General features: G+C 69.3%; 14 protein-coding genes. 2 read left to right on the plus strand and 12 right to left on the minus strand.

Annotated elements, in window-relative coordinates; genetic code table 11:
- Window position 1: 1 nt before the first annotated feature.
- The gene (locus tag ABZ855_RS46215; protein ID WP_360819374.1) at window positions 2-724 is read right to left on the minus strand and encodes an MBL fold metallo-hydrolase; all 723 of its coding nucleotides are present in this window, start codon (window positions 722-724) and stop codon (window positions 2-4) included.
- Window positions 725-902: 178 nt separating this feature from the next.
- Here ABZ855_RS46215 and ABZ855_RS46220 point away from each other — a divergent pair, with 178 nt between their 5' ends.
- Both ABZ855_RS46220 and ABZ855_RS46225 read left to right on the plus strand, forming a co-directional pair.
- On the plus strand, window positions 903-1,727 hold the full coding sequence (locus tag ABZ855_RS46220; protein ID WP_360819377.1) for a peptidylprolyl isomerase: 825 nt from the start codon (window positions 903-905) through the stop codon (window positions 1,725-1,727).
- Between the two features lie 134 nt (window positions 1,728-1,861).
- Window positions 1,862-3,091 (plus strand): DUF349 domain-containing protein, encoded by a 1,230-nt coding sequence (locus ABZ855_RS46225; protein WP_360819380.1) that lies wholly within the window; start codon window positions 1,862-1,864, stop codon window positions 3,089-3,091.
- Between the two features lie 73 nt (window positions 3,092-3,164).
- Here the strand turns inward: ABZ855_RS46225 and ABZ855_RS46230 are convergent, their stop codons facing one another.
- The 11 genes from ABZ855_RS46230 to pdxS all read right to left on the minus strand — a co-directional run bounded on the left by ABZ855_RS46230 (window position 3,165) and on the right by pdxS (window position 15,078).
- Entirely contained in the window at window positions 3,165-5,702 is a 2,538-nt protein-coding gene (locus tag ABZ855_RS46230; RefSeq protein ID WP_360819383.1) for a bifunctional (p)ppGpp synthetase/guanosine-3',5'-bis(diphosphate) 3'-pyrophosphohydrolase, read from the minus strand.
- 193 nt (window positions 5,703-5,895) lie between these two features.
- Window positions 5,896-6,435 carry an adenine phosphoribosyltransferase gene (locus tag ABZ855_RS46235; RefSeq protein WP_360819386.1) on the minus strand — a complete coding sequence of 180 codons (540 nt, stop codon included), beginning with the start codon at window positions 6,433-6,435 and terminating at the stop codon, window positions 5,896-5,898.
- Entirely contained in the window at window positions 6,432-7,550 is a 1,119-nt protein-coding gene (gene secF / locus ABZ855_RS46240; protein ID WP_360819388.1) for a protein translocase subunit SecF, read from the minus strand. The genes ABZ855_RS46235 and secF overlap by 4 nt, the downstream gene beginning before the upstream one ends.
- Window position 7,551: 1 nt before the next feature.
- The gene (gene secD / locus ABZ855_RS46245) at window positions 7,552-9,318 is read right to left on the minus strand and encodes a protein translocase subunit SecD (RefSeq protein ID WP_360819391.1); all 1,767 of its coding nucleotides are present in this window, start codon (window positions 9,316-9,318) and stop codon (window positions 7,552-7,554) included.
- Window positions 9,319-9,464: 146 nt separating this feature from the next.
- Window positions 9,465-9,968, minus strand: coding sequence for a preprotein translocase subunit YajC (gene yajC / locus ABZ855_RS46250; RefSeq protein ID WP_360819394.1), 504 nt, complete (start codon window positions 9,966-9,968; stop codon window positions 9,465-9,467).
- 175 nt (window positions 9,969-10,143) lie between these two features.
- The gene (ruvB, locus tag ABZ855_RS46255) at window positions 10,144-11,217 is read right to left on the minus strand and encodes a Holliday junction branch migration DNA helicase RuvB (RefSeq protein ID WP_360819397.1); all 1,074 of its coding nucleotides are present in this window, start codon (window positions 11,215-11,217) and stop codon (window positions 10,144-10,146) included.
- Between the two features lie 115 nt (window positions 11,218-11,332).
- The gene (gene ruvA, locus ABZ855_RS46260; RefSeq protein WP_360819400.1) at window positions 11,333-11,941 is read right to left on the minus strand and encodes a Holliday junction branch migration protein RuvA; all 609 of its coding nucleotides are present in this window, start codon (window positions 11,939-11,941) and stop codon (window positions 11,333-11,335) included.
- The gene (gene ruvC / locus ABZ855_RS46265) at window positions 11,938-12,570 is read right to left on the minus strand and encodes a crossover junction endodeoxyribonuclease RuvC (RefSeq protein WP_360819403.1); all 633 of its coding nucleotides are present in this window, start codon (window positions 12,568-12,570) and stop codon (window positions 11,938-11,940) included. Before ruvC ends, ruvA begins: the two co-directional genes overlap by 4 nt.
- 145 nt (window positions 12,571-12,715) lie before the next feature.
- The gene (locus ABZ855_RS46270) at window positions 12,716-13,468 is read right to left on the minus strand and encodes a YebC/PmpR family DNA-binding transcriptional regulator (RefSeq protein ID WP_055534214.1); all 753 of its coding nucleotides are present in this window, start codon (window positions 13,466-13,468) and stop codon (window positions 12,716-12,718) included.
- Between the two features lie 48 nt (window positions 13,469-13,516).
- On the minus strand, window positions 13,517-14,149 hold the full coding sequence (gene pdxT / locus ABZ855_RS46275; RefSeq protein ID WP_360819407.1) for a pyridoxal 5'-phosphate synthase glutaminase subunit PdxT: 633 nt from the start codon (window positions 14,147-14,149) through the stop codon (window positions 13,517-13,519).
- Window positions 14,150-14,163: 14 nt separating this feature from the next.
- Window positions 14,164-15,078 carry a pyridoxal 5'-phosphate synthase lyase subunit PdxS gene (gene pdxS / locus ABZ855_RS46280; RefSeq protein WP_319208173.1) on the minus strand — a complete coding sequence of 305 codons (915 nt, stop codon included), beginning with the start codon at window positions 15,076-15,078 and terminating at the stop codon, window positions 14,164-14,166.
- Window positions 15,079-15,330 lie beyond the last annotated feature (252 nt).

Below are 15,330 nucleotides of genomic sequence, written 5' to 3' on the forward strand. Positions count from 1 at the left end.
GTCACATTCCTCGTCGGTGAGGGGGGTTCGATCCCTCGCCGCGATCTTGAAGGCCGGCCGCCACCTGCCGCAGATACGGGTTGGTGGCGCGCTCCTGGCCGATGGTCGTCTGGGCGCCGTGGCCGGACAGCACCACGGTCGAGTCGTCGAGCGGCAGGCACACGCGGGCCAGCGAGTCGAGCATCTCGGCCATGTCACCGCCGGGCAGGTCGGTGCGTCCGATGGAGCCGGCGAAGAGCAGATCGCCCGAGAAGAACACGGACGGGATGTCCGCGCTCTCGGGCATCCTGAACGTCACCGACCCCTTGGTATGGCCCGGCGCGTGCGCCACGCCCAGTTCGAGGCCCGCCAGTTCCAGCCGCGCGCCGTCCGTCAGCTCCTTGACGTCGTCCGGTTCGCCGATGGTCAGCTCGCCCATCAGCGGCATGCCGATGGACCGGCCGAGCGCCTTCTCCGGGTCGCTCATCATGTAGCGGTCGTCGGGGTGGATCCATGCCGGGACGCCGTGCGCGCCGCAGACCGGGACGACCGAGGCGACATGATCGAGGTGGCCGTGGGTGAGGACGACGGCGACGGGCTTGAGCCGATGCTTCCTGAGCGTCTCCTCGACTCCCTGGGTGGCCTGGTGGCCCGGGTCGATGATCACGCACTCCTCGCCGGCGGCGGGGGCGACGAGATAACAGTTCGTCCCCCAGGCGCCGGCCGGGAACCCGGCAATGAGCACGATCGTCCTTCGATTTGTGGCGTACGTGGTCGTACGGGGTGGGTGGCAGTGCCGCAGAGCCTACCGGCGCTGCCGTTTCCTCAGCGAACCCATATACGGTACGGGGCACACGCAGGCGATCGTCACACAAGACGCACGCGTCCCAGTTGACGTACGAGACGCATGAGGAGAGAACCCGGTGGTCACCCAGGAACAGCGGCGACGTCAGCTCGCCCGGGAGAAGTTCTTGCGGCAGCAGCAGCGGCGTACGGCCGCGCGGCGCAAGGCGAACGTGCGCAACTCGGTGATCGCGTCGGTCCTCGGCGTGATCGTCGTGGGCAGCGTGGTGTCGTATGCGACCGGGGTCTTCAAGAACGACGACAGCAAGTCGAAGACGAACGCGAGCGCCGAGGTCACTCCGAGCGCCTCGCCCAGCAAGGCTCCCGACCCCTGTGCGAAGCCGGCCGAGGGGGCGGTGAAGACGCTGAGCTGGAAGAAGGAGCCGGCGATGACCATCGACACGTCGGCGAAGTACGACATGAAGCTCGCGACGACGTGCGGCGACATCGACATCGCCCTGAAGACGTCGGCGGCCCCGCACACGGTGAACTCGTTCGATTTCCTGGCGAGCAAGGGCTATTTCGATCACACCAAGTGCCACCGGCTCACCACGAACGGCATCTACGTGCTGCAGTGCGGTGACCCGAAGGGCACCGGTATGGGCGGCCCCGGCTACACCATCCCGGACGAGAACCTGAAGGACAAATCCCTCAAGAACAACACCTACCCGGCGGGCACGATCGCCATGGCCAACACCGGCCAGGCGCACACCGGCGGCAGCCAGTTCTTCCTGGTCTACCAGGACAGTCAGCTTCCGCCCAGCTACACACCGTTCGGCACGATCTCCGCGTCGGGCATGAAGGTCCTGAAGAAGATCGCCGCGGCCGGTGAGGCCACGGGCCAGGGCGACGGCGCACCGAACGCGACCGTCGTGATCAACAAGGCGACCGTAACGAAATCCTGACCGTCAACTGCGAAACTTCGGTCGCGCTGGATGCGGACAGCATCCCTGCCGGTCGCCTATGTTGGCCGTGACGAAACTGTGGACGATGCCCGGGGGTGCAGAGCCCTCCGCAGGCATCATGTGGAGGAGGCGCTGTGAGCAGCGACCCGTGGGGCCGCGTCGACGAGACGGGGACCGTGTACGTGCGTACTGCCGACGGTGAGCAGGTCGTCGGTTCCTGGCAGGCCGGCTCCCCCGAGGAGGCGTTGGCCTACTTCGAGCGCAAGTACGAGGGCCTGGTTGTCGAGATCGGCCTCCTCGAGAAGCGAGTCAAGACCACCGACCTGTCCGCGAAGGACGCGCAGGTGGCGATCGACCACATCCGCGAGCAGGTGGACTCCCACCACGCGGTCGGCGATCTGGCCGCGCTGAAGGTCAGGCTGGACAAGCTCGTCGAGACCGTCGAGGCCCGCCGCGAGGAGCGGAAGCAACAACGGGCCAAGCAGTCCGACGAGGCGCGGCACGCCAAGGAGGCGCTGGTCGTCGAGGCGGAGGAGCTGGCGCAGTCCGACCAGTGGCGGTCCGCCGGTGAGCGGCTGCGCGCGCTGGTGGACACCTGGAAGGGGCTGCCGCGGCTCGACCGTAAGTCCGACGACGAGCTGTGGCACCGCTTCTCGCACGCCCGTTCGGCGTTCTCCAAGCGTCGCAAGGCGCACTTCGCGTCCCTGGACGCGCAGCGCGAGGACGCCCGCAAGGTCAAGGAGAAGCTGGTCGCGGAGGCGGAGGCGCTGTCGTCCTCGACCGACTGGGGTCCGACGGCGGCTCGCTACCGCGAGCTGATGACGGACTGGAAGGCCGCCGGCCGTGCCCAGCGCGAGCACGAGGACGACCTGTGGAACCGTTTCCGCGGCGCCCAGGACGTGTTCTTCGCGGCGCGCAGCTCGGTCTTCGCCGAGCGGGACGCGGAGCAGACCGAGAACCTCAAGCTCAAGGAGGAGCTGGCCGAGGAGGCCGAGAAGCTCCTGCCGATCACGGATCTGAAGGCCGCGCGGGCCGCTTTCCGTTCGATCAACGAGCGCTGGGAGGCCATCGGTCACGTCCCGCGTGACGCGCGTCCGAAGGTCGAGGGCCGGATGCACACGGTCGAGCGGGCGCTTCAGGAGTCCGAGGAGACCGAGTGGCGCCGGACGAACCCGGAGGCACGCGCGCGTGCCGAGGGTCTGACCGGTCAGCTCCAGGCGGCCGTGGACAAGCTCGCCGGCCAGATCGAGACCGCCCGGGCGCAGGGCAACAACGCCAGGGCCGACAAGCTCCAGAAGGAGCTCGAGGGCCGTCAGGCACTGCTGGACCAGGCGCTCAAGGGCCTGCAGGAGTTCGGCGGCTGATTTTCCCGGGCCGTCGCGCAGGAGGGGCTCCCGTACATCTCGTACGGGAGCCCCTCCTGCGTCACGCTCGTGGTTACGGTCTGCGGGCCGAGGTCACCCGGTACACGTCGTACACGCCTTCGACGCCTCGGACGGCCTTCAGGACGTGTCCCAGGTGCTTGGGGTCGCCCATCTCGAAGGTGAAGCGGGAGGTGGCCACCCGGTCCCGCGAGGTCTGGACGGCCGCCGACAGGATGTTGACGTGCTGGTCGGACAGGACCCGGGTCACGTCCGAGAGAAGCCGGGAGCGGTCCAGCGCCTCGACCTGGATGGCGACCAGGAAGACCGAGGACTGGGTCGGCGCCCACTCGACGTCGAGGATGCGCTCGGGCTCGCGGGACAGTGACTCGATGTTCACACAGTCGCTGCGGTGAACCGATACGCCGCTACCGCGCGTGACGAAACCGATGATCGGGTCGCCGGGTACGGGCGTACAGCAGCGGGCCAGCTTCACCCAGACGTCGTCGACGCCCTTGACCACCACGCCCGGGTCGTTGTTGCTGCGCCGCTTGCGGCCCCGGCCACTGGCGGGCGGGACGGCCTCGTCGATCTCCTCGGTGGCCGCCTCCTCGCCGCCGAGCGCCTGCACCAGCTTCTGTACGACGTTCTGCGCGGCCACATGGCCCTCGCCGATCGCGGCGTACAGGGAGGAGATGTCCGGGTAGCGCATCTCGTGGGCGAGGGTGACGAGGGAGTCGCCGGTGAGGATGCGCTGGATCGGCAGGTTCTGCTTGCGCATCGCGCGCGCGATGGCGTCCTTGCCCTGTTCGATCGCCTCGTCGCGGCGCTCCTTGGAGAACCAGGCCCGGATCTTGTTGCGGGCACGCGGCGACTTGACGAAGCCGAGCCAGTCCCGGGAGGGCCCGGCGCCGGCCGCCTTGGAGGTGAAGACCTCCACGAGGTCACCGTTGTCGAGCGTCGATTCGAGCGGTACGAGGCGGCCGTTGACCCGGGCCCCTATCGTGCGGTGGCCGACCTCGGTGTGCACCGCGTACGAGAAGTCGACCGGGGTCGCGCCCGCCGGGAGCGCTATCACGTCGCCCTTGGGCGTGAAGACGAAGACCTCGTTGCGGGACAGGTCGAAGCGCAGGGACTCCAGGAACTCGCTGGGGTCCTCGGTCTCCTTCTGCCAGTCGAGCAGCTGCCGCAGCCAGGCCATGTCGTTGAGGTGGTCGTCCTTGCCGGTGGTCCTCGGCTGGTCCGACCGCACCTTGGAGGCGCCGGCGACGGCCTCCTGCTTGTACTTCCAGTGCGCGGCGATGCCGTACTCGGCGCGGCGGTGCATGTCGAACGTACGGATCTGGAGTTCGACGGGCTTGCCGTTGGGCCCGATGACCGTCGTGTGCAGCGACTGGTACATGTTGAACTTGGGCATCGCGATGTAGTCCTTGAACCGGCCGGGGACCGGGTTCCAGCGCGCGTGCACGGTGCCGAGGGCGGCGTAGCAGTCCCGGACGGTGTCGACGAGGACGCGGATGCCCACCAGGTCGTAGATCTCCGCGAAGTCACGGCCTCGTACGATCATCTTCTGGTAGACGCTGTAGTAGTGCTTCGGGCGCCCGGTGACGGTGGCCTTGATACGGGCCGCGCGCAGGTCGCTCTGCACCTCGTCGGTCACTATGGCCAGGTACTCGTCACGCTTCGGTGCCCTCTCGGCCACCAGCCGGACGATCTCGTCGTACATCTTGGGGTAGAGGATCGCGAAGGCGAGGTCCTCCAGTTCCCACTTGATGGTGTTCATGCCCAGGCGATGGGCGAGCGGCGCGTAGATCTCCAGCGTCTCTCGCGCCTTCTTCTCCTGCTTCTCGCGCTTGAGGTAGCGCATGGTGCGCATGTTGTGCAGCCGGTCGGCGAGCTTGATGACCAGGACGCGCGGGTCCTTGGCCATGGCCACGACCATCTTGCGTACGGTCTCGGCCTGCGCGGCCTCGCCGAACTTGACCTTGTCGAGCTTGGTGACGCCGTCCACGAGCAGCGCGACGGAGTCGCCGAAGTCGCGGCGGAGCTGGTCGAGTCCGTACTCGGTGTCCTCGACCGTGTCGTGCAGGAGGCCCGCCATCAGGGTCGCCGGGTCCATGCCCAGTTCGGCGAGGATGGTGGTGACGGCCAGCGGGTGCGTGATGTACGGGTCGCCACTCTTGCGCTTCTGGCCTCGGTGCCAGCGCTCGGCGACCTGGTAGGCGTTCTCGATCTGGCGCAGCGTCGCCGTCTCGATCTTCGGGTCGTTGCTGCGTACCGCCCGCAGCAGCGGCTCCAGGACCGGGTTGTACGGGTTGGAGCGCTGGACGCCGAGCCTGGCCAGCCGGGCGCGTACGCGGTTCGGCGACGCGGAGCGGGCGGGCTGGCCGGAGGCCGGGCGGACCGCCGGCGCGGGCGCGGGTGCCGGGGTGGGGGCGGGCTCGGGCGTGACCGGCTTGGGGCGCGGGGGCTCGGCCGCCCGGTCGGCGGGGGCGGACTGGGCGTGCTCGACCCGCCCGTGCGCGTCGTTGTTCGCGGTCCGCGCGGGCGTCGCCGCGGGCTCCGAGCCGGGCTCGGGCTTGGCGGCGGTCAGGGGCTGGGCCTCGTCTGCCAAGAGGACTCCTCGTGCGCGATCCGGGTCCCCCGGTCAGGCTCCGGAGTGCCCATGGTAGCGATCCCGGGCTCCGGCATCGCCTCCAGGCCGCTGAGACGGCCTTCTACTGGAGAAACGCGAGAGGCGGGTGCCGGATTCCTCCGGTACCCGCCTCTGTCGCGCTGTCTGCCCGAGGCCGCCTTCGTGGGGTGCCTCAGACGGTGATCAGTGCCTCCAGCACCGCTCCCGAGAGAGCGGGTTCGAGCCGCTGCCGGCCGCCGAGGAACCCGAGCTCCATGAGGATCGCCAGGCCGGCGACCTCCGCGCCGGCCCGCCGGATCAGCTGGAGGGACGCCTCGGCGGTGCCGCCGGTGGCCAGTACGTCGTCGATCACCAGGACGCGGTCGCCCGCGCTCAGGTCCTCGGCGTGCACCTCGATCTCGGCGGAGCCGTACTCCAGGTCGTACGCCTGGCTGAGGGTGGCTCCGGGGAGCTTGCCCGCCTTGCGTACGGGGATGAAGCCGAGGCCCGACCGGACCGCGACCGGGGCGCCCAGGATGAAGCCGCGCGCCTCCAGACCGACGATCTTCGTGGCACCACTGCGGACGGCGATGTCCGCCAGGGCGTCGGTGAGCGCGGTGAACGCCTCCGGGTCCGCCAGGAGCGGGGTGATGTCCTTGAACATCACCCCCGGCTCCGGGTAGTCCGCCACATCACGGATACGGCTGAGCAGCAGCTCCTGGACGGCGGTCATCGGCGCTTGCCCGAGGGCCGGCCGCGACCCCGGTTGCGGGAGGCCGGCTGGTTGCGCGGACCGACGACGGCCGCAGCGGTGTCGTCGTCCTCGTCGTACGGCTGCTCGTCGCTGACCCGGGACGCCGCCGGGGCCTCGCCCTGCGCCGCGGCCTGGGCGCGCTTGGCCAGGACCCGCTTCTTGAGGGCCTTCATCTGCGGCTCGCGCTCCTTGAGGTCGGCTACGAGCGGCGTGGCGATGAAGATCGAGGAGTACGCACCGGCCGCGAGGCCGACGAACAGCGACAGCGAGATGTCGTTGAGCATGCCCGCGCCGAGCACACCGCCACCGATGAACAGCAGGCCGGCGACCGGGAGGAGCGCGACCACCGTGGTGTTGATGGAGCGGACCAGGGTGCCGTTGATCGACCGGTCGGCGATCTCGCTGTAGGTGTAGCGGGTCTGCTTGGTGATGTCCTTCGTCTGTTCCTTGAGGCTGTCGAACACGACGACGGTGTCGTAGAGCGAGTAACCGAGGATGGTCAGCAGACCGATCACCGTGCCCGGTGTCACCTCGAAGCCGACGAGGGCGTAGATGCCGACCGTGATGGTGATGTCGTGGATGAGCGCCACGAGCGCGGCCACGGCCATGCGCCATTCGAAGGCGATCGCCAGATAGATCACGACGAGGATCATGAAGATCACCAGGCCCTGCCAGGCCTTGTTCGCGACCTGGTCACCCCAACTGGGGCCGACCAGGTCGGCGTTGATCTTCTCGGCCTCGACGTTCAGGTTCTTGGCGAGGTCTTTCTTGATCTTGTCCGATTTGCCGGTGTCGATGCCGGAGATCTGGATCCGCAGACCGCCGTTGCCGAGCTTCTGGACGATCGCGTCGTGACCGGAGGCCTCTTCCGCGTACTTCTCCGCCTGGCTCACCGACGTGCTGGTCTTCTCGGTGGTGAAGACGGCGCCGCCCTCGAACTCGATGCCCATGTTCAGGCCGCGCACCGTCAGGCCGAGGATGGCCGTGATGGTGATCAGGATCGAGATGCCGTACCAGATGAAACGCTTGCCGACGAAGTCGTAGCCGATCTCGCCGCGGTGGAGCCGGGCGCCGAGGGTGCCGAGTTTCGACATCTCACGCCTCCTTCATGTCGACGGGCGCGGACGTGCGACGGGTGCGACGGAGCGGCGGTTGGGCGCCCAGGCGCTGCGGGTCGAGGCCGGACCAGCGGTGGCCCTCCGCGAAGAACTTCTTGCGGGCGAGGATCGTCATCAGCGGCTTCGTGAAGAAGAAGACGACGACCACGTCGAGCAGGGTGGTCAGACCGAGCGTGAACGCGAAGCCCTGGACCTTGCCGACGGTGACGATGAAGAGCACCGCGGCGGCGAGGAACGACACGAAGTCGGAGACCAGGATGGTGCGCCGGGCACGCGGCCAGGCCCGCTCGACGGCGGGGCGCAGCGAACGGCCCTCGCGGATCTCGTCCCGGATGCGTTCGAAGAACACGATGAACGAGTCCGCGGTGATACCGATCGCCACGATCGCGCCGCAGACGGCCGGCAGGTTCAGCGCGAAGCCGATCGCCGGACCGAGCAACGCCATGATCACGTAGGTGAGGGCGGCGGAGACCAGGAGGGAGGCGATGGCGATGACCGACAGACCCCGGTAGTAGACCACCAGGTAGATGACGACCAGGGCCAGTCCGATGCCGCCGGCGACCAGACCGGCGTGCAGCTGCTCGCCGCCGAGCGCGGCGGTGACGGTGGTGACGCTCGACTCCTGGAAGGTGAGCGGGAGCGCGCCGTACGACAGCATGTTCGCCAGGTCCTGGGCCTCGGTCTGGTCGAAGCTGCCGGAGATCTGCGCGGAGCCACCGGTGATCGCGGTGTTCACGAACGGGTTGGAGACCACCTCGCCGTCCAGGACGATGCCGAACTCGTTCTGCGGCGGCTGGTTCTGGGCGAGACGACCGGTGACCTCACCGAACTGCTTGCTGCCCTTGGACGTGAAGTCCATGGTGACCTGCCAGCCGGCGGCACCCTGCGTGTCGAAGACGGCCTGGGCCTTCTTGACCTCGGTGCCGTCCACCTCGGCCGGGCCGAGGATGAACTTCTGCCACTGGCCCTGCGAGTCCTTGCCGCAGGCCACGGTGGGCTCGGTGGGCTTGGTGTCGTCACCGGTGACGGCGCGGACCGCCTTCTTGGTGCAGTCGAGCGCCGCGTACTTCGCCTGGAGCGCCGCGGTCGCCGGGTCCGGGGCAGCGCTCGCCGGGGGCGACGCGGGGGCGGACGCGGAAGGCTTGCCGCTGGGCGTCGGGGTCGCGTCGGCCTTCAGGGCGTCGGTGACCGGGCGGCCCTGCGAGGTGGCGCTGACCGACGGGGTGGGCGAGGCGGAGGACGAGGAGGTCGCCTTGTCGCCCGTCTTGGACGCCGACGGCGAAGGGCTGCCGGACGTGCTCACGCTGGGCGAGGGGGTGGGCGTCGCGGCGACGCCCTGGGCCTCGAGGGCCAGGACCGGTCGGAAGTAGAGCTTGGCGGTGGTGCCGACCTGCTTCCGGGCCTGCTCGGAGTTCGTGCCCTTGGGGATGTTGACAATGATGTTGTCGGATCCCTGGGTCTGCACCTCTGCCTCGGAGACACCAAGACCGTTGACACGGCGGTTCATGATCTCGACCGCGGTGTCCATGTTGGTCTTGTTGATCGCGTTCGGCTGGCCCGGCTCGTTCTTCGCCGTGAGCGTGATACTCGTGCCACCGGCCAGGTCGATGCCGAGACGCGGAGTCGTGTGCCCGGAGAGGAACATGCCTCCGGTGAGCGCCACGATGGCGATCAGAATGAGGGCCAGCGAGCGTCCTGGCTTGCTCTGGGAGCTTGCGCTCCGGCCCTTCTTAGGTGCTGCCACCTTCTCGTACTCCCTCTCGGGCCGCCTCGCGCCGGGTCAGCGCGGCCGGCGGCCATGACATGGTGTCGGGACTCCCCGCGAGAACCGAACGTGCCGGGGGTACGTAACGCGAGCGGATCGCGCCGCGCTCCTCCCCCGGAACGCGGCTACTTCGCGTCGGACTCGCCGTCGGTCTTCTTCGGCTCTTCTTCCGTCTTCGCCTCGGTGGCGTCGGTCTCGTCGGCCGGCTCGTCGGCCGCGTCCTTCTTGCCGAGGTCGATGGGCTTGTCGTCGGAAGCGGCGGAAGCGTCGTCGGAGGGCTCGTCGGTCTCGGTGAGAGAGGAGGCGTCGTCCGGGACGACGGATTCGTCGGTCTTCAGGTCGTGCTCGATGCCGTGAACGATGCGGTTGTACTCGTCGTCGCCGAGGACGGCGCCGATGGCGTTCTTCGCGAAGAGAAGCTCCACACCCGGGCCCGCGTCGAGGAGAACCGTCTCCTCGTTGACTTCCTTGACCGTCGCGTAGATGCCGCCGATCGTGCGGACACCGGTGCCGGGCTGCATGTCGTCGCGCATCTGCGCGGCGGCCTGCTGCTTGCGCTTGGCGGAGCGGGTCATCAGGAACATGGCCCCGATGAGCACGATGAACGGGAGGAGGGTCACGATATTCACGGGACGGGATTTCCTTCGCACTACCGCGTCGGTGAGCGGCCTGGTGGATGGGGGTGTGGGCGGCGCCACCTACAAAGCTACAAAGGCGGCATCGGCGGAGTCTAAGCGAGTCCGCACTCCAGGAACAACGCTCAGCATGGCACCACGGTTCCTGAGCCCGCGAGCAGCCGCGCCCTCACGCCCCGAACAGGTCCTGTTGTCCGCTTCCCCCCGTTGTGGAACGCGGTGGGGTGAGGCCGAGATGCGCCCATGCGGCGGGCGTCGCGACTCGTCCACGCGGAGTACGGGCCAGCAGTCCCTCCCGTACGAGGAAGGGCTCGGCGACCTCCTCGACGGTCTCCCGCTCCTCCCCCACCGCGACGGCCAGCGTGGAGAGCCCGACCGGACCGCCGCCGAACAGCTTGAGCAGCGCCTCGAGGACGCCTCTGTCGAGGCGGTCGAGACCGCGCGCGTCGACTTCGTACACCTTCAGGGCCGCCGCCGCGATGTCGCGTGTGATGACGCCGTCGGCCTTGACCTGCGCGTAGTCCCGCACGCGGCGCAGCAGACGGTTGGCGATGCGGGGGGTGCCGCGTGAGCGGCCGGCGATCTCGGCGGCGCCCTCGGCACCGATCTCGACGTCGAGAAGGTTCGCGGAGCGGTGGATGACGCGTTGCAGCTCGGCGGGCTCGTAGAACTCCATGTGCGCGGTGAAGCCGAAGCGGTCGCGCAGCGGGGGCGGCAGCAGCCCCGCGCGCGTGGTGGCGCCGACCAGCGTGAACGGGGGCAGTTCGAGGGGGATCGCGGTGGCGCCGGGGCCCTTGCCGACGATCACGTCGACGCGGAAGTCCTCCATCGCCATGTAGAGCATCTCCTCGGCGGGCCGGGACATGCGGTGGATCTCGTCGAGGAAGAGGACCTCGCCCTCCTGAAGGGAGGAGAGGATCGCCGCGAGGTCGCCCGCGTGCTGGATGGCGGGGCCGCTGGTGATGCGGATGGGGGCGCCCATCTCGGCGGCGATGATCATCGAGAGCGTGGTCTTGCCGAGGCCGGGGGCGCCGGAGAGCAGTACGTGGTCGGCGGTGGCGCCACGCGCGCGTGCGGCGCGCAGGACGAGGTCGAGCTGCTCGCGGACCTTCTCCTGGCCGATGAACTCGTCCAGGTCCTTGGGGCGCAGGGCGGCCTCGACGGCCTGGTCCTCACCGTCGGCGGACGCACCGACGAGCCGCTCGGGGGCGGTGGTCTCGTCGGTCGTGTCGTCCCAGTTCACTGCGTTCTCCTAGCTGGGTGCGCCGGGCGCTGGTGTCGGCCGGGGCCCGGGGGTCGTCCCCGGGCCGGCACAGCGTGCGTGTGCCTCGCGGTCGCGGTCGGTCGGGTGGTGCCGGTCAGCGGGCTCTGTTGAGGGTCTGCAGGGCCGCCTTCAGCAACTGGCCCACCTGGGGCGTGCCTTCGGCGGCCTCGGCCTGGGGTGTCACGGCGGCCACGGCCTCGTCGGCCTCGCGGGTCGCGTAGCCGAGGCCGATCAGGGCCGCGTGCAGCTGGTCGCGCCAGCCGGTGGTGACCGGGGAGCCGATGGCGGGGCCGGTGCCGAGGGGTGCGCCGAGTCGGTCCTTCAGCTCCAGCAGGAGTTTCTGCGCGCCCCTCTTGCCGATGCCGGGTACGGCGATCAGTGCCTTCTCGTCCGCCGTTGACACCGCGCGGCGCAGGGCGTCCGGCGAGTGGACGGCCAGCATGGCCTGGGCGAGGCGGGGGCCGACACCGCTCGCGGTCTGGAGCAGTTCGAAGGTCTGCCGCTCGTCGTCGTCCGCGAAGCCGTACAGGGTCAGCGAGTCCTCGCGGACGACCAGGGACGTGGCGAGTCTGGCCTGCTGGCCCATCCGCAGACCGGACAGGGTGTTGGGTGCGCATTGGACGGCGATGCCGATGCCGCCCACCTCGACCACCGCGGAGTCGGGGGCGAGGGCGGCAATCGGGCCGCTGACGAAGGCGATCATGCGGGGCGGCCTTTCGGGGCGGGTGCTGTGGTGGATGCGGGTGCTGGGGTCGACGCGGGTGTGGTGGTCGATACAGGTGCTGCGGTGCGCGCTGAGTGAAGAGCGACCGCCTGCTGGAGCCGGTTCTGCGCGACGGCCTGCTGAAGGCGCGACTGGGCGGGTGCGCGCCAGATGTGGCAGATGGCCAGCGCGAGGGCGTCGGCGGCGTCGGCCGGCTTGGGGGGCGCGGCCAGCCGCAGCAGCCGGGTCACCATCGCGCCGACCTGGGCCTTGTCCGCGCGTCCGCTGCCGGTGACGGCGGCCTTGACCTCGCTGGGGGTGTGCAGGGCGACGGGGATCCCGCGTCGCGCCGCGCAGAGCATCGCGACGGCGCTCGCCTGGGCCGTGCCCATCACCGTACGGACGTTGTGCTGGCTGAACACCCGCTCCACGGCGACGAATTCGGGCCGGTGCTCGTCGAGCCACTGCTCGATGCCCTGCTCGATCGCGACGAGGCGGAGGCCCAGTTCGGCATCCGCGGGCGTGCGTACGACGCCGACGCCGACCATCGTCAACGGGCGCCCGGGGACGCCCTCGACGACGCCGACCCCGCATCGGGTCAGTCCCGGGTCAACTCCGAGTACGCGCACCCGCCCCACCCCTTTGTCCGGTCGCGGTCCGTCGACGGTGATCTTTGACTGTCGTCAGGCTATCCGCTGCCACTGACAACAGCGGCGGGCCGGTAGGACGTGTCCCACCGGCCCGCCGAAACCGCTCGCCTCGCGGCGGTGCCCGCTACGCGTCGACCTTCTCCATGACCTCGTCGCTGACGTCGAAGTTGGCGAAGACGTTCTGCACGTCGTCGCTGTCCTCCAGGGCGTCGATCAGCTTGAAGATCTTCCTGGCGCCGTCCTCGTCCAGCTCGACCTGCATGGTCGGGACGAAGTTGGCGTCGGCGGAGTCGTAGTCGATGCCGCCCTCCTGGAGCGCGGTGCGCACCGCGACCAGGTCGGTCGCCTCGGAGATCACCTCGAAGGACTCACCGAGGTCGTTGACCTCCTCGGCGCCGGCTTCCAGCACGGCACCGAGGACGTCGTCCTCGGTCAGCTCACCCTTGGGGACGACGATGACGCCCTTGCGGTTGAACAGGTACGAGACGGAGCCGGGGTCGGCCATGCTGCCGCCGTTGCGGGTCATGGCGACGCGGACGTCCGAGGCGGCGCGGTTGCGGTTGTCGGTGAGGCACTCGATGAGCACCGCCACACCGTTGGGGCCGTAACCCTCGTACATGATCGTCTCGTAGTCGGCGCCACCGGCTTCGAGGCCGGCGCCGCGCTTGACCGCCGAGTCGATGTTCTTGTTCGGAACCGAGCTCTTCTTGGCCTTCTGGATGGCGTCGAAGAGCGTCGGGTTACCGGCCGGGTCGGCGCCGCCCGTGCGTGCCGCAACCTCGATGTTCTTGATCATCTTCGCGAAGAGCTTGCCGCGCTTGGCGTCGATCACGGCCTTCTTGTGCTTCGTCGTAGCCCATTTAGAGTGGCCGGACATCTGCCTGTCTCCTTCGCGTAACCCATCTCTGTACGAACCCCAGAGATCCTACAAGGACTCGGCTGTACGATCCGCGCGCGCGGTGCTTGCGATGCGCGCTCGCACGATGTCGACGAACAACGAGTGCACGCGGTGGTCGCCGGTCAGTTCCGGGTGGAACGACGTGGCGAGTGCGTTGCCCTGGCGTACGGCGACGATGTGACCGGCGTGCTCGGCGAGCACCTCGGCCTCGGCGCCCACGGACTCGACCCAGGGGGCACGGATGAAGACGCCCTCCACAGGATCGCCCTCGATGCCCTTCACGTCGACCGTCGCCTCGAAGGACTCGTTCTGGCGTCCGAAGGCGTTGCGGCGCACGATCATGTCGATACCGCCGACGGTCTCCTGGCCCGAGCGCGGGTCGAGGATCTTGTCGGCGAGCATGATCATGCCGGCGCAGGTGCCGTAGACGGGCATTCCGGCGCGCACGCGCGCGCGTAGGGGCTCCATCACGCCGAAGAGGACGGCCAGCTTGGAGATGGTGGTGGACTCGCCGCCGGGGATGATCAGGCCGTCCACCTCGGCGAGCTCCTCGGGGCGCCGCACCGGCCTGGCCAGGGCGTCCGCCTCGGCCAGGGCGATGAGGTGCTCCTGTACGTCGCCCTGGAGGGCCAGGACGCCGATGACAGGGGTGTCGTACATGGGTGACATGCGTGCTACCAGCCCCGGTTCGCGTAGCGCTCGGCCTCGGGGAGGGTGTCGCAGTTGATGCCGACCATGGCCTCGCCGAGGTTGCGGGACGCGTCCGCGATGATCTTCGGGTCGTCGTAGAAGGTGGTCGCCTTCACGATGGCGGCGGCGCGCTTGGCGGGGTCGCCGGACTTGAAGATGCCGGAGCCGACGAAGACGCCCTCGGCGCCCAGCTGGCGCATGAGCGCGGCGTCGGCGGGGGTGGCGACGCCACCGGCGGAGAACAGCACGACCGGGAGCTTGCCCAGCTCGGCGACCTCCTTGACGAGCTCGTACGGGGCACGCAGGTCCTTGGCGGCGGCGTACAGCTCGTTGTTGTCGTAGCCGCGGAGCCTGGCGATCTCGTTCTTGATCTGGCGCAGGTGACGGACGGCCTCGACGACGTTGCCGGTGCCGGCCTCGCCCTTCGAGCGGATCATCGCGGCGCCCTCGGCTATGCGGCGCAGGGCCTCGCCGAGGTTGGTGGCGCCACACACGAAGGGGGTGGTGAAGGCCCACTTGTCGGAGTGGTTGACCTCGTCGGCCGGGGTCAGGACCTCGGACTCGTCGATGTAGTCGACGCCGAGGGACTGCAGGACCTGGGCCTCGACGAAGTGACCGATGCGGGACTTCGCCATGACCGGGATGGACACGGCCTCGATGATGCCCTCGATCATGTCCGGGTCGGACATACGGGCCACGCCGCCGTCCTTGCGGATGTCCGCGGGGACACGCTCCAGGGCCATGACGGCGACGGCGCCGGCGTCCTCGGCGATCTTGGCCTGCTCGGCGTTGACCACGTCCATGATCACACCGCCCTTGAGCTGCTCGGCCATACCGCGCTTCACGCGCGCGGTGCCGGTTTCGGGCGTCTGGGCGGAGTTGGAGAGCGTGCTGGACACGGGTTGACCTCACTCGGTGAAAGAGGGTTGGTGCGACTTTTGAGGAAACGTGAGGGGAGCAGGCCACAGCAAGGGCCAATGGGGAGCCGGTGGATCGTTTTCGCCCCCGCCGCCCCTACCCGTCCCATCCCTGGGGGCTGCGCCCCCAGACCCCCGCTTCGGCCTGAACGGCCTCGTCCTCAAACGCCGGACGGGCTAAAAATTAGCCCCTCCGGCGTTTGAGGAGCGGGGGTTCGGGGGCAGCGCCCCCGA

It is taken from the genome of Streptomyces sp. NPDC047042, from assembly GCF_040644035.1.
GTDB lineage: Bacteria > Actinomycetota > Actinomycetes > Streptomycetales > Streptomycetaceae > Streptomyces.

Excerpts from the sequence above, each read along its gene's own strand:
- ABZ855_RS46235 (WP_360819386.1), bottom strand. The coding sequence starts at position 6,435 with ATGACCGCCGTCCAGGAGCTGCTGCTCAGCCGTATCCGTGATGTGGCG.
- secF (WP_360819388.1), bottom strand. The coding sequence starts at position 7,550 with ATGTCGAAACTCGGCACCCTCGGCGCCCGGCTCCACCGCGGCGAGATC.
- ruvA (WP_360819400.1), bottom strand. The coding sequence starts at position 11,941 with ATGATCGCCTTCGTCAGCGGCCCGATTGCCGCCCTCGCCCCCGACTCC.
- ABZ855_RS46270 (WP_055534214.1), bottom strand. The coding sequence starts at position 13,468 with ATGTCCGGCCACTCTAAATGGGCTACGACGAAGCACAAGAAGGCCGTG.
- pdxT (WP_360819407.1), bottom strand. The coding sequence starts at position 14,149 with ATGTACGACACCCCTGTCATCGGCGTCCTGGCCCTCCAGGGCGACGTA.